10 protein-coding genes are annotated in these 14,178 nt (G+C 42.3%); 8 read left to right on the top strand and 2 right to left on the bottom strand.

All coding sequences use genetic code 11. From position 1 onward, the window contains the following. Nucleotides 1-102: 102 nt before the first annotated feature. From FXV77_RS03790 to FXV77_RS03770, 5 genes are all read left to right on the top strand, one after another. Nucleotides 103-1,113, top strand: coding sequence for a DHH family phosphoesterase (locus tag FXV77_RS03790; RefSeq protein WP_148917840.1), 1,011 nt, complete (start codon nucleotides 103-105; stop codon nucleotides 1,111-1,113). A 19-nt stretch (nucleotides 1,114-1,132) separates the two neighbouring features. Continuing rightward, nucleotides 1,133-2,095, top strand: coding sequence for an FKBP-type peptidyl-prolyl cis-trans isomerase (locus tag FXV77_RS03785; protein WP_148917839.1), 963 nt, complete (start codon nucleotides 1,133-1,135; stop codon nucleotides 2,093-2,095). Between the two features lie 533 nt (nucleotides 2,096-2,628). Further along, nucleotides 2,629-4,809 (top strand): WG repeat-containing protein, encoded by a 2,181-nt coding sequence (locus FXV77_RS03780; protein ID WP_187443990.1) that lies wholly within the window; start codon nucleotides 2,629-2,631, stop codon nucleotides 4,807-4,809. A gap of 59 nt (nucleotides 4,810-4,868) precedes the next feature. Continuing rightward, complete coding sequence (locus FXV77_RS03775; protein ID WP_148917837.1) at nucleotides 4,869-6,917, top strand: sensor histidine kinase; 2,049 nt, start codon at nucleotides 4,869-4,871, stop codon at nucleotides 6,915-6,917. A 42-nt stretch (nucleotides 6,918-6,959) separates the two neighbouring features. Continuing rightward, the gene (locus tag FXV77_RS03770) at nucleotides 6,960-7,583 is read left to right on the top strand and encodes a response regulator (protein WP_148917952.1); all 624 of its coding nucleotides are present in this window, start codon (nucleotides 6,960-6,962) and stop codon (nucleotides 7,581-7,583) included. Here FXV77_RS03770 and FXV77_RS03765 read toward each other — a convergent pair. Both FXV77_RS03765 and FXV77_RS03760 read right to left on the bottom strand, forming a co-directional pair. Continuing rightward, nucleotides 7,561-10,077, bottom strand: coding sequence for a WG repeat-containing protein (locus tag FXV77_RS03765; RefSeq protein WP_187443989.1), 2,517 nt, complete (start codon nucleotides 10,075-10,077; stop codon nucleotides 7,561-7,563). The two genes, FXV77_RS03770 and FXV77_RS03765, sit on opposite strands and share 23 nt — an antisense overlap. 30 nt (nucleotides 10,078-10,107) lie before the next feature. Continuing rightward, on the bottom strand, nucleotides 10,108-12,462 hold the full coding sequence (locus FXV77_RS03760) for a WG repeat-containing protein (protein WP_148917835.1): 2,355 nt from the start codon (nucleotides 12,460-12,462) through the stop codon (nucleotides 10,108-10,110). Between the two features lie 113 nt (nucleotides 12,463-12,575). Here FXV77_RS03760 and FXV77_RS03755 point away from each other — a divergent pair, with 113 nt between their 5' ends. The 3 genes from FXV77_RS03755 to FXV77_RS03745 all read left to right on the top strand — a co-directional run bounded on the left by FXV77_RS03755 (nucleotide 12,576) and on the right by FXV77_RS03745 (nucleotide 14,178). Next, nucleotides 12,576-12,890 (top strand): hypothetical protein, encoded by a 315-nt coding sequence (locus FXV77_RS03755; RefSeq protein ID WP_148917834.1) that lies wholly within the window; start codon nucleotides 12,576-12,578, stop codon nucleotides 12,888-12,890. Continuing rightward, nucleotides 12,887-13,582 carry a hypothetical protein gene (locus tag FXV77_RS03750; protein WP_148917833.1) on the top strand — a complete coding sequence of 232 codons (696 nt, stop codon included), beginning with the start codon at nucleotides 12,887-12,889 and terminating at the stop codon, nucleotides 13,580-13,582. Before FXV77_RS03755 ends, FXV77_RS03750 begins: the two co-directional genes overlap by 4 nt. Before the next feature lie 242 nt (nucleotides 13,583-13,824). Then, nucleotides 13,825-14,178 carry an SH3 domain-containing protein gene (locus tag FXV77_RS03745; protein ID WP_148917832.1) on the top strand — a complete coding sequence of 118 codons (354 nt, stop codon included), beginning with the start codon at nucleotides 13,825-13,827 and terminating at the stop codon, nucleotides 14,176-14,178.

Genomic DNA, 14,178 nt, shown 5'->3' with positions numbered 1-14,178 from the left:
TATGAACAACTTAACTTTTCTTAACATTTTTTAAGAAAGAGATCATAGCAAAAATTTTCACAACCCGTAAATAAATAGTAGGTTTGCACACTTACAAGATTTATGCTGACAGGAGAAAATAATTTACACTTACTGGCTCAACCTAAGAATATCGTTATCACAACCCATCACAAACCGGATGGAGACGCACTTGGCTCTTCTTTAGGTTTATACCATTGGTTGAAAACGAAAGGGCATCAAGTAGTGGTCGTATTGTCGTCTGATTTTCCAGATTTTCTCAACTGGATGCCGGGGCGTGAAGATGTTATTATCTTCCCAAATAATACGACACGAGCAGAACAGCTCATACAGCAAGCCGATATTATTTTTTGTCTGGATTACAGCGCACTTAGCCGCACCAATATTTTAGAGCCTGTTCTTCGAGCCGCGAGTGGCCAAAAGTGGATGATAGATCATCACCTGGATCCCGAAGATTTTGCTTCCCTTAGTTATTGGGATGCCACGGCGGCGGCTACTGCCCAACTGGTTTATACGTTTATCACCGACATCTATGAAGATGCTACGGGTATAACACCGGAAATTGCTACTTGTCTATATGCAGGCATCATGACAGATACCGGTTCGTTTCGCTTCCGCTCCACTACCGCAGCCGTGCACTTAATCATATCAAAACTTATTGAAGCCGGAGCCAGGAATTGGGAGATTCATGAACACATCTATAACAGCTCTACCGAAAATCGATTAAAATTTTTGGGATATTGCCTGTTAAATTGTTTGGAAGTCATCCCCGAATACAACACAGCGGTATTTGCTGTTACAAAAGAGGATTTAGAACGGTTCCAAGTGACCACGGGAGATACGGAAGGGCTCGTAAATTATGCCCTATCTGTTAAAGGCATACGATTAGCTGCGTTATTTATTGACAGAACTGAATTAATTAAATTATCTTTGCGATCGACTGGAGAAATTCCATGTAATGAAATTTGTAAAAAATACTTTAACGGAGGAGGACATTTAAACGCTTCTGGGGGTAGTTCGACGGAAACACTTAGCCAGACGGTAAACAAGTTCAAATCTATATTACCAGCATATAAAGAAATATTAACAACATAACTTAAGTGACTATATCAGAATGAAGAAATCAATTTTATTCCTTTCGGCTGCTGTGGGTTTATTAGCTACAACCAGTTGCCAGAACTTCAAGAAAGGCGATGGCGGTCTTGAATATAACATTGTTAAAGACGCAGGAGCAGAAAAAGCCCAAGCAGGTGATCTATTGTCGGTAGACATGATTGTAACATCGGATCGTAAGGATTCCTTATTGCAAAGTACGTACGATATCGGTTTGCCTCAAATCGTAAACATCGCTCCAGATTCTATCCCAGGGTTATACGCTGGTGATTATAATTCGATGTTCAAAATGCTAGGAGAAGGCGATAGTGCTATTTTCCGTTTGAACCTAGACACCATGGCTGCTAAAACCGGACAACCGAAACCGGAGTTTGCAGACAAGTATGCTACTTTTAAAGTGAAGGTAAGAAAGCACTTTAAAAAAGGTGATTTAACGGATTCTGCTATGTATGCGCAAGTTGATGAATACTTCAAAGCGGAAATCGAGACATTGAAACAAGCCGAGGAAGGTAAGCTAGCGAACTACATCGCGAAAAACAAGTTAGAGCCTAAGAAAACAGATTCTGGTTTACAATATATCGTCAAAGAAGAAGGCACTGGAAACAAGCCGGTTGTTGGTGACACAGTAGTTGTTAATTATACAGGTACATTAGTAAATGGTACTATTTTCGATACGAATGATGCAGAATTGGCGAAAAAAGAGAATAAATTCAATCCAATGCGCCAATATGAACCGATTCGTTTCCGCGTGGGCCATGATCCGGTCATCCAAGGTTGGACAGAAGGCTTACAGTTATTGAGCAAAGGTTCTAAAGCCACGTTATTGGTTCCATCTAGCATCGGTTATGGCGAACGTGGTGGTGGTACTATTCCGCCGTATGCGCCATTAGTGTTTGACGTGGAATTGGTTGACATCGTACCTGGCCCAAAAGAAGCTCCTGCGGATTCAACGTCAGTAAATTAATTTTATAAATTCATGTAATAAAAAAAGCTCCGAGGTTTCAAAACCTCGGAGCTTTTTTTATCCCTAATTTCCGCTATTTTTCTACCCACTTGCTTTCCGTAATTTTGTTTGTAACGTAAACAGCAGCAACAATGAACGCCCCAAAACGGAAAAAAGACCATTATCCATCCGCCATACTGGCTCTTATCAGTATGATATGCGGCTTTTTATTTTTGTTACTATGGGTTTTCGGTTCGGTTTTCTGGCTGCATCAGTTTATACGTGTAGAATCATTTCTTTTTTACAGTTACTTATTTTTCTCCGGGACGGCTATAGTTTTGGGGTTATATAGCCTATTTATTCAACGCAGCACACAGGCTTGGTGGGCCATAATAGGTGGAACGATTTTTATCCTTTTGTTATTGCTCTTGCTATATCTGATGAAAGATTTTTGTGTTATTTGTTAGGAGAAGTTGAAAATTGAGAAATATATAGTTTTATTTATCATTATGGTGATTTTTCTGGCTTCTTGTTCTAGCTGGAAGAACCGTCTTTTGTCACATCAACAACAAGAAGGCTACGCTTATCAAGGCGACACGCTTCATGGCTGGTCATTAATACGCTTAGATAGTATGACGGAAACGTGGGGATACGTTTCGCAAGATGGCAAGAGGGCTATACAGTCTATTTTTAATTGGGCAGATGATTTTACCGACAGCATGGCACTTGTACACTATCAAGATCATTATACCTATGTCAATCAGAACGGGAAACAGATGCGCCGTATCCAAGCTCCTTATGCTTATGCTTTTTCTGAAGGTCTCGCCGCGGTACAACGAGGCGATAAATGGGGCTATATCAACCATCGTGGCAAATGGGTTATCAAGCCACAATTTGACTGGGCACTACCTTTTTCCCAAAACCGCGCAGCCGTTGCAATCGATAACCAATACGGCTTTATTAACACACAGGGCGAAATAGTCATCCCCTCACAATATGAGGACGTAAAATCATTCGTCAATCACCTATCTCTTGTACGGAAAAATGGAAAATATGGTTTAATTGACACACTCGGACGAGAAATCTTACCTATTCAATATCGTCGCATTGAACCTTGGGAAAAAGGAACTTATAAATTGTACGTCGCTCATAAAAAAATCGGCTTAGCCAATCCGAACGGACATATTATACTTGACACCATGTATACTGCTATCACGATACAGCGGGACAATTTCCTCCGTGCCGTTGAAAACGGTTTTGCAGGCTTATTTGATTTTAATGGCGGAGTGATTCTACCCACAGCATATCCATTTTTAGGGTTTGTTTCTGATGAGGGATTCCTGGTGGCGATGAAAGACGACAAATATGGCATTGTGGACACCACCGGGAAAACCTTATTACCTTTTATCTACGACGAAGTAATACAACCAAGGTTTTCTGAAGGGCGAATATGCATGCAAAAAGATGGTAAGATGCTATTAATGGATACCGATTTTCAGATCATCAAAGAGTTGCCTTACGCGCATAGTTATATATTTTCCAATGGGTTCGCTATTGTCGAACAAAAGGACGAAAGTGATCCCTACAATAAGCGGTATGGTTACATCAATCGCCAAGGAGAAGAGGTGATCCCTCCCCAATACCATAGTGCCTACAGATTCAACAAATATGGATTAACCGTAGTAGGTACACGTAAAGAAGGCATTACAAGTCAATTTATTATCGACACCACAGGAATACAACTTCCGATATATATCGCCATCGATCAGCTGGGCAATCAACGCCCCATGTTTTATCCATTGTATAATCGCCAGCCGAGTTCTATGCACGATCTGAAGCCTTTTGGAGACAGGCTTTTTTACGGTAAAAGTGGTTCCAATTTCACCTTTCTCTCTCCGGAAACAGGGTTGATGATGAATAAATTGAAGTTTCCTTATGAATCGCTCTACCCCCTCTCCTATAGTGACCGAAAGGACTTAGCGACTGTAGGTATCGATTCGCTCGTGGGGCTTATCGATACGACACTTACGGAGCTCTTACCCCCACAATTTGAAGATATCAGTACTTTCACTCAAAATCGTGTCGCTGTCAAACAAGAAGGAAAATGGGGTTTTGCGGATGAGAAATTCCGATTGCGTATCCCCTTCGTCTACGACAAGGTAAGCTCTTTTCGTTATGGATATGCAGAAGTAGACAGCAGCAAACGGAAAGGCATTATCGATGCAAAGGGTCGTATATTCGTACCTTTGCAATACAAAAATACTACGGTAGATTCCATTAACAATCGTATTTATGCGGAAAGGGAACAAGGCAGCGATATATATGACATGTACGGTCGTCTGTTACTGCATAGTGATTACGATTATATAAGTGGCTATTGGAATAAAAACTACAGTACATTCCGACGAGGCAATAAGATGGGAGTGATGGACTACGATTTTCACATCCTCTGTCGGCCGCAGTACGATCGTATCGGCCCGCTCTATGAAGATCGGGCATGGGTGGTCAACGACGGAAAGGGCGGCTTTTTGGATAGTAGCTTCCAGGTGATTATCCCTATCGAATACGATTATATCGAAGATTATGCGTTGGGCTTCACCCGAGTAGAAAAAGATGGAGAATTCTTTTACATCGACATCAACGGAAAAAGAATACAGCCTTCGGCAGAAGATATCATCAATAGGAAAGATGCAATAGAAAAGCGACTCGAGGGATTCATTGACTTCAGCAGTTGAACGCCGCGTTAAAATATTTTAGATATTTTTGTGAAGATACCATCTATAAGATAATTCTAATGGCAAATTATATTTCTCCTCCCTCCTACTATATTTTATTAAAAACAACGACATTGCTCGTGTTGATTGCCTGCCTTATTCCAAGTCTACCTCAAGCACAGACTGCCAAAAAAGATTCATTGGAACAGATACTGCGTCAGAGAGACTTACCGTTGGGCGAGAAAATATTCACACTAGGACGACTCGCAACCCATTACTATTTTAATAATGGAGATGCAACAGCTGACAGCTTACTGAATGAAGCACTACAGCTGGCGGGTACCTTGGAAGACAAGCAGTATCTTGCCCGGACTTTAGCCATCCAAGCCATGCATTTGCGCATACAGGGAGACTCCACAGCGAACGCAATATTACAATCGGCATTAGACCACCTAACCGAACACACCCACCCGAGTGTACTAGGGTACGTATGGTACGCTAAAGGGTGGATGGAAGCTCGAGATGAACAGTCTACGGAAGCTATAGCTAGCTTTATTAAAGCCCTTCGATATTATGATGGTAGTATAGATATCTCTGATATATCGATTAAATCTTCTATTTTTTCAGAATTGTATAGTATCTACGGTGCATGGAAAGATTTGGATAATATGGAAAAATATGCCCGATTGGGTTTAGATAATGCCCAAAAAGCTGGTAACGCCGAAGCCTTAACGTCCGCATTGTATTCTTTAGCCTATACTTTCGAAGATCAGTATCGGGCGAACCGAGCAGAAGAGCGCTTGCGTGATTCGGCAGAATATTACTTTAAGTTATCGGTATCCACTTTTACGGCGAATGAAAACCGTATTACGACCCGCTCGCAATTACCATTTAATGCGTTGGGTCTAGCGAATCTATATTCCGAGTTTTATCCTCTGAGCTATCAAGACACCGCCAAGCAGTATTTAGATATTGCGTTAAAAGAAGGATTGAAAACCAAACAGTATACAGTCGTTACCGGTGTATATGGCATCTTGAACGAGTACGCGCAACGAGAAAACCGATGGGACGACGCGGAACATTACCTTAATCAAGCAGCGATGTATGTCCATATGAATGAGATACCAGAACTTGCTACCCTCATCCGTTTAATGGAAGCCTTGGCAACCGTAGCGGAAAAAAAAGGTGACTATCAATCCGCTTTGGAATATTACAAAAAGTACCTTTCCTATTATGAACAGCGTTTCGACAATGAGAAGATGGCGTTAGGGAAAGAATTGGAGGTAAAATATGCTACCGAACTCAATGAGCAAAAGTTGACGATGTTGGAAGAACAGGTTGCACATCGAAAAAAACTCAACCATATTTATATTTTACTTTCGGCAACTATTTTCATTGCGCTGGTATTCTTATTCTTTGCTTATAGACAACGTTCTAAAACCTTAAAACAACAACAGCGCATGCACCAAATGGAACTGGACAACATCCGTCAAGAACACAAAATTTCCTTACTCTCCGCCATGATAGATGGGCAGGAAAATGAGCGGGCACGTATTGCCCGTGATCTACATGACGGGTTAGGTGGTTTGCTTTCAGGTATTAAAATTGAGCTTTCCGGAGGTATTGCACTACCTGCGACAGAAAACACACAGAAGCTTATCCGAAACGGTTTACATCGTATCGATCAAGCAGTAGATGAACTTCGGCGTATTTCGCGTAACATGATGCCGGAGGTTCTGCTACGGTACGGTTTGGACGAGGCACTGAGAGAATATTCCCAGTCACTGAAGCGGTCTGGAATAAATATCACTTGCCAAATCTTCAACTATCAAAATAACTTATCGAAGAACAAACAGGTGGTTGTGTATCGTATAACACAAGAACTTGTCAACAATGCGATCAAATATGCCAAGTCCAGTCATATTCTCGTGGAACTACGCCAAGAAGGTGATAACCTGTCATTAACAGTGGAGGATGACGGTATAGGATTCGATATCCCGTTGGCACGACAAAAAAAGGGTGCGGGACTTCAAAATATAGAAGCTAGAGCCGTATTTCTAAACGGTGTGCTTCAAATCGACAGCACGCCAAAAGTAGGTACTTCAACAATATTAAATTGCCCTATTTAAGTTACCCTATAACACTGATAAAACTTCACAACGCAAATGAATATGATACAAATTTATATTACAGATGATCACCCGATCGTATTGGACGGATTAAAAAACTTAATCAAATCCCAGGAAGATATGCTGCTAAAAGGGCTCTTCACGAATGGAGCAGATATGCTCGAAGCGTTGAAACAAGAAGTTCCCGATGTACTGTTGCTCGACATAAACTTACCAGATATGAGTGGCATTGAGCTGAGCCGCCAGCTACGTGAAACCTATCCGGACCTTCGCATCATCATCTTAAGCATACATAATGAAAAGGCGGTTATTGGTAGCGTGTTAAAAAATAAAGTGAACGGCTATTTATTGAAGAATTCAGCAGGAGATGAAATCGTAGATGCTATACATCATGTGGTGGAAGGTGAAACATACCTCTGCCAACAAGTACGGGAAATATATGATAATGCCCATTGTGCGGGTCCAGAAGCGGTACCTGTCATTACCCGTAGGGAAAAAGAGATTCTCGCTTTGATTGCCGAGGGGTACACCTCGTTACAAATTGCGGATAAATTATTTATCAGCAGCCATACCGTGGATTCTCATCGGAAAAATCTCATGGAAAAGTTTGAAACGAACAGCATCGCGGTGGTGGTTAAGCTGGCTACGGATTACCGGTTGTTGTAGGGATAGACAAATACATACCGTTTTCCAAAATATAGCGCCATTCGCCATCCTGTTGTACCAATAGCGGAAACAAAGGTTCTCCCGTGCCCTGATAATAGGCATCAAATGTGGGACTATTTATGGCATCAAATTGTGGTTCGAATAGTATTTTACCGTCGGTATTGGCTATACCAAATTTAAATAGCCCACTGTTTCCACCTATATTTTTTTTCAGTATCACATACGAAAAGTCTATCTCAGACGTGAACAATTCGTCGTATTCCGCAGGAATCAAAATCCTTCCTGTTTTCAGATCGCCCAAACCAAAAGCAAATTCGTTGTACTTTACATGTCGTATCAAAGGCACTTTATCGTCTAAACGGAGCAAATCTATATTATCGTACAAGAGATCATCGGCAACATAACCTTCCGGAAATATTGGATTACCTTTTTTATCCGTGAAGTAAGAAAGTAGATAACCACTGCGATAATTCCCCTCGCTGACCAACATATGGTCTTCACCGACCGGCCTTGCCTTCGCGTATTTAGGCGGCAACAGTGGTTCGCCCTGCTCATCGATATAGCCTATCCCCTCTTTGGATTGTACCTTACCGAACCCGCCCGACTGGAAACCATAAAACCACCAATCGTCCGACACATCCTGGGGTTCCACATCCATAGGCAACATGCCCAAGAAGACATACGATCGCTTCAGTTCCTTTTTTGTATGGACATCATACAACTTGCCTGTCTGCCCTAAGCCATCCGAAACCATTAGTAACCTCGAAGATTCGCCCGTCAGATCAACAAAAGGATAATCTAGTGATTCTATTGTTTTTTGTTCGGCATCGAGGATATCAAATTGCGATTCACCATGTTGACCACTCTCCAACAGGTAATACTGCTTGTCAATAGCTGATATGTTACGCAATGGTGCATTGTTCAGTTTAGTTCCCTGCACATCGTACAGGTCAATATCATTAAATCCGTCGCTATAAGCTGCTATGATGGGCTGTCGCATGGCGGTATCCAATACCTTAAAATATTTTTCGTATCCCGGCGCAACGATTTCTTTGGTTAGTTGTTGATCATACAGACCCCATTTGCCTTTCGCTTTGAACGCGAGCAATGATTTGTCACGCAGGTCAAACAGCTCGTAGTCCTGTACATCCATAGGCAGTATCTTATTCCCTTTCGTATCAAAAAGCGTTTTGATACCCTGCTTCTCTGCTTCGATGAGCACACCGTCTTTCGCCAACCTACTTTCCACTACGGAAACATGATAAAAAGCCGGTTCAATATATTTTCTGCTGTCTGCGAAATACACCCCGTAATAGGCTTTTTGTTTAACCTTGAAAACAGCAACGCCATCGCTACCCGAAGAATAAAAAAACTCCTTCGCATGGCTAATTTCGGCATTTTCTGCGGTCAATAAGGACTTGCTTTCTCCGTTCCGCCATAAGGAGGTTTGATTTCCTTTTTTTGTGACAAAGCAATCATCGTAAACAGACACCGCATCGTACTCCACCGGCAATACCACCGTGCCTTCGCTATGGATCACGCCCGTTTGATGATCTTTTTTAGCGAGCAGGTAATCACCATTATAGCCTAGATACGAGTTAGCATTAGGTTCGTTCAGCTCATCATACACAAACGGCACAACGAGTTCTCCTTCCTGATTATAAGCACCGAATTGTCCCTTTTCGCTTGTCACCAACATGCCAGAAAAAATGCCCGTTTTCGGTGAAGTAGCATCAAATACCTGTTGTGTAGGGATATTGACGATCACATCTTTGCCATTTTGCGAAAAGGAGGCTATCCAATTATCGCTACGCATAGCGCGGTGTGCATGCTCAAACGCAAAGGGAACCAACACTTTTTCGTCCCAGTTGACAATGCCCCATTTCCCTCCCTTCTTTGCGTACACATAAGTTGATTTACGACCGCATCCCCCACAGTAGTCGAAGCCTTCATAAGCGTTTTTCGTAACGATTTTCTTTTTCGTTTTGCTGTACAAATACCATTTCCCATCCTGCTTCACGTCAAAATATTCACCGTTCAGATAACCGATGTCCTCAAAAAAAGGAAATAACGTTTTGTCGGGGAGGAAAAAGCTCACTTTCCCATTTTTTGCTACCTTCCAAAAAGTGCGGAATTGCATATCCACGTTATCATATGCTGCTTTCAGCACGATATCACCTTTTGGGGAAATAACACCAATGTCATCCCCATCACGATAGTGCCATACGGTTTTCGGCAGTAATTCCGAATGTTCAAGCAGTTCCCGTTCATACTCTTGGATAGAATGTTCTGCACCCAACATATCGTAATAAGTATTTCCAAAAAACGCTATTTTCTCTCCTCCGGTATTGATGTAATATATTTCTTCGCCCTCCACGATTTTGGCGAATCCATTTTTGAACGGTGACAATATTATCTGGTTAGCCGGTGGCTTTATATCAACGACCGCTGTTGTATTTTGGGCTATACTGTCCGTTGCCAGTAGCCATGCCATTATTATGCAGTATAGTTGTTTCATATATTTTTAATCATTTAACTTTGCTCTAATCGGATACCGTTCACCATCTCTCCCTACAAAATAATACCACTCGCCCTCCTTAACGAGCAACGGCCAGGTTTTCTCTTTACCTTGACTGCTTTTCCATATCTCCTCATAACGCGGTTCAATCACGATATCGCCTTTGGGCGTCATCAGCCCGAATTTATCATTCTTCTTTAGCTGCACGTACGGTGCGGAAGCACTCGATTCGATATAATCGTATTCCGATTTCAGGATCACCTTGCCCTGTCGGTCTACCAATCCGTATTGTTTATCTTTCCGTACCACGAGAAGATAAGGGTCATCACCATGGGCTGCTATCGACTGCCATTCGGGAGCAAACACTTCCTGCCCTGCGGAGTCGATGACGCCAAAGTGGTAATAATCACCGCCGAAACGAAAAGCGTCTTCATCTTCCGTGGTTACTTTCTTCACCGCCAGTGCATAGCCAGCAAAGAAGCCATCTACCTGTTCATAGTCCGAAAAGCACTTTTCTTGCCCTGTCTCGTTGACAAAAAGATTGGTTTTATCGGCATAAATCTTCTTCCATCCACCATGAAAATTACGGTTAACCCATCGCTTATTTTCAGGAAAACGAATATTTCCGAAACTTCCACGGTTACTCCATTTCGGATTTTCATAAAGTACATTTCCCTCAATATCCATCAACAGCAGCACATAGCCACTATATCCTTCCTTTTTCTCGGCCAGCACCAGGCCATTGTTCAGCAGCTCCACATCGACGATATTTTTATCGAACGCCGACAGCATTTTTCCCGCTGAATCATAAATTTTGATAGGCTCTTCCTCTTTCGCCCGAGGGATAACCTTAAAATAATCTCTGCTCAGCCATTCGATAGATTGCGAGGCAGGTTCAACCACCATCCTTTCCGTTTTGAGATCAAACAGGCCGACATGCTTCCAATTGGCATATGGATCATCGGTTTTAGTATCTAAGACAACATCAACATAGCGTTTCAGCAGATCATAATCAGTTGCAATCTCTGTCACACTATACTGGTAGTTCCCCGCACGCAATGATCCTGTGGGCAAAATCGTCTCGCCGGAAGCGTCGCGCATACTCCATTTATGATTACTATCGACAGTCTCAAAATAGACCTTCCCATCATAATAACGCAACGTTACCCCATCATACGAACCGAGCGTGGTGGACAGCAATGTTTTTCCCTCCCAATCATAGATACCCACAGTTGCATCCCTGTATGCCCGGATATAGTAAGGCAGGCTGTCTATTTTGGCCTCGTAGGCTATTTTAGCGGCATGTTCCAACGTGATAGGATTACCCGATCTGCCGTAAAAGCTGATATCGGTAATTTGCGCACTATGCTTGACACGCCCTTCGGCATTGATAAACTCCGCCCGGCTAAATTCAGGTGGCAGCAACCATTTTCCCTGCTCATTCAAAACACCTAACTTCCCATCTTTCTTCCGCACAATATACAGGCCGCGCACACTGCTGAGGATACTGGAAAATTGTGGTTCCACAACTACTTTTCCATTTCTCGGGTCTATTAAACCGGTCAATCCTTTTTTTATATAAGACAGTAAATGTCCGTTCTGCACCGCGCGCAACTCTGGATAATCCCCTTCCAACAGAACGTTGCCGAGACTATCGTACAATGTGTAAACATCTTCTTTTTCACCTAATATATAGGTCGCTTCTTCAGCATGTGGAAAAAATAAGGCGTTTTTCGATGCCACCGGAATCAAGATCGTTCCATCCTTCTTTGCAATACCGTATTTACCGTCTTGTTTGACATTGACGCAATCATCGTACACGTATGTTTTCCCTAATTCTTCGTAGATGCAAGGTTGCAACAATTCACCCGTTTCGCCATCCAACCAACCCCAGCGGTTATTTTCCGCTACTGCAATGATATGCTTGTTGATAATCTCCAGCGTAGCATATTTCGGTTCCGACAAAATATTCCCATTGCTATCTGCCACACCGTATAAACCATCTTTCTGTAGACGGAGAAATTTGTAGTTATACGGAATGTCTTCGTACCACTGCCCGGTATAATCATCTTCCATTTTTATCTCATCGTAAACAAAAGGAACAAGTAGCTTACCATCGTCCCGAATCACACCATAAGCACCATCTTTTATTGCCACCGTCATCCCCATCCCCTGATTCTCGATTTCATCGACCAGTATTGCTCCATCCAGATGGTAATAATATTGCCGACCTTCTTTCGTGACCTTCACCAACGGATGATTATAGCGGTCGTATGCTATACTTTCAAATTCCTGCCACTCCTGTGCAACGGCACAAACAGAAAATAACATGGTGAAAAATAATAATGATTGCTTTTTCATTTTTTGTTTTTAGTCTTCTTCCTTACCACTAAATTAGTCAATGTTCGTCAAGTATAAAATCACGGAAATTGGGGGTTTTAAGATACCTCAGGAGTCTATATCTTTGTTATCACATGGAATCGTATAGCATTATCGGCATCTTGTTTACTGTACAGGTTATGAGTTACCTACAACTGGACAGGCGAAACCGGTCATCCTGGAAGTATCTGGTTTTGATCATCCTTTTGGGTTTACACCTTTTCGCTGTACCGCAGCTGTTGCTGACGATCATAAACGACCCGAATGATGGGCTACGTTGTGGGATGTCGGACTTGGGACTTGTTTTACTCTTTTGGGTTTTCGGTGCAGGTGGTACGATCATCATCCATTTGGCTTATGTGCTGTGGAGGCGGTTGAAAAGTAAAAAACAAATTAATACTACACGATGATAAATTCAAACCAGCTATATAATAACCGTCCTTCATTAAAAGGTATCCTAAAACTAACCGGCCAAATCGGTATCTCCGCAGGCAAGGTGCTGATTTTTATTCTATTGGTTTTCGGCATGACCAATTGCCTGTTGGTTTTCTATGCCCTTGTTCAGCTGGCTGCAGCCGGTTTTTCTTGGGCAAATATGGGTATTTCTGTATTGGTTGTATTGCTTGCCTTCGGTTTCACGATGCTGGCCTGCTATCTTACTTATCGTTACATCATGCTGCTCAGTATCAAGAAGGTATACGATATGACCTTGGAGCAGCGGACGAAAATCAGCGAAGACATTATCCAACGGGTTGAAGGCTCATTTAATGGACGGCAGGAACTTTCGCAGGCGCAACTCCGTCAAACGGTGGATTGGAGCAAGACGGTTTACCGTTTCTATCAGTCGGTTCCGATATTTTTCCAGTCGGGTATTACGCAGTATCTCAACCGCATTCCGATTACAAATTATATCATTGCACTGAAAGAAGATATCCTCGCCGGAAATCATCGTATTGCCGCAGTAAAGCTTCGGTTTTCCATCGACGAGTTCTTTGAAGCGTATATTATCGGTTCACCATCGAATATTTGGACCTGGTTGCTATTTCCAGTGAATATTGTTATACTATACAGTTTGATTACGTGGGGAGTCATTTATCCATAGTTTCAACATCAATACCGAAGGTCGTTTTAACCTTAGCAGTCTGGTTATCGCTTCTGTATCCGTTACGATGGCCTTTTTAATCACTTTACTGATCTCCCTATATTTCCGAAGAAAACTTGACAACTATTTTATTACGGTATTATTGGGCGATATCGTTTTTCTGTTTATAATAGGACTGAAAGTGTTTAATTATTTCAACCTCCTTTAAACCCAACCACATGCCGTCAGAAAAAACAAAAATAATGAAAAAGCGATTTATGGCAAGAATAGCGACGTATTTGTTCGTACTAATGCTGAACGTCGTAACCATCGTTCAGGGGCAGGAATACGAAGTCTGGAGCCGGTCGGGTATTCCGATGTTTGATACCTTGGGCAACGGAAGCCGAGTAATTGACTCTTTGGTCTATGGCAGCAAATTAATGGTGCTAAAAGAACATCCCGGCACTACAGAAATCACCTTGCTCACTATCAGCGCAGCGGACAGTTCGATACGGTATCAATATCGCCCCAAGTGGCTCCGGATTTCCGACGGACAACGAACCGGCTACGTTGAAAGTACAGATGGTGTATTGATTGTAGAAGATGTTATGCTTTAA

Origin of the sequence: Sphingobacterium phlebotomi (assembly GCF_008180195.1) — a bacterium.
Classification (GTDB): domain Bacteria; phylum Bacteroidota; class Bacteroidia; order Sphingobacteriales; family Sphingobacteriaceae; genus Sphingobacterium; species Sphingobacterium phlebotomi.
The sequence above is the reverse complement of the archived record's forward strand: the minus strand, read 5'-3'. Positions and strand labels throughout refer to the sequence as shown.

Coding starts and splice junctions, on each gene's coding strand:
- FXV77_RS03770 (WP_148917952.1), top strand. CDS start 6,960: ATGATACAAATTTATATTACAGATGATCACCCGATCGTATTGGACGGA.
- FXV77_RS03790 (WP_148917840.1), top strand. CDS start 103: ATGCTGACAGGAGAAAATAATTTACACTTACTGGCTCAACCTAAGAAT.
- FXV77_RS03775 (WP_148917837.1), top strand. CDS start 4,869: ATGGCAAATTATATTTCTCCTCCCTCCTACTATATTTTATTAAAAACA.
- FXV77_RS03785 (WP_148917839.1), top strand. CDS start 1,133: ATGAAGAAATCAATTTTATTCCTTTCGGCTGCTGTGGGTTTATTAGCT.
- FXV77_RS03755 (WP_148917834.1), top strand. CDS start 12,576: ATGGAATCGTATAGCATTATCGGCATCTTGTTTACTGTACAGGTTATG.
- FXV77_RS03760 (WP_148917835.1), bottom strand. CDS start 12,462: ATGAAAAAGCAATCATTATTATTTTTCACCATGTTATTTTCTGTTTGT.
- FXV77_RS03765 (WP_187443989.1), bottom strand. CDS start 10,077: ATGGCATGGCTACTGGCAACGGACAGTATAGCCCAAAATACAACAGCG.
- FXV77_RS03745 (WP_148917832.1), top strand. CDS start 13,825: ATGAAAAAGCGATTTATGGCAAGAATAGCGACGTATTTGTTCGTACTA.
- FXV77_RS03750 (WP_148917833.1), top strand. CDS start 12,887: ATGATAAATTCAAACCAGCTATATAATAACCGTCCTTCATTAAAAGGT.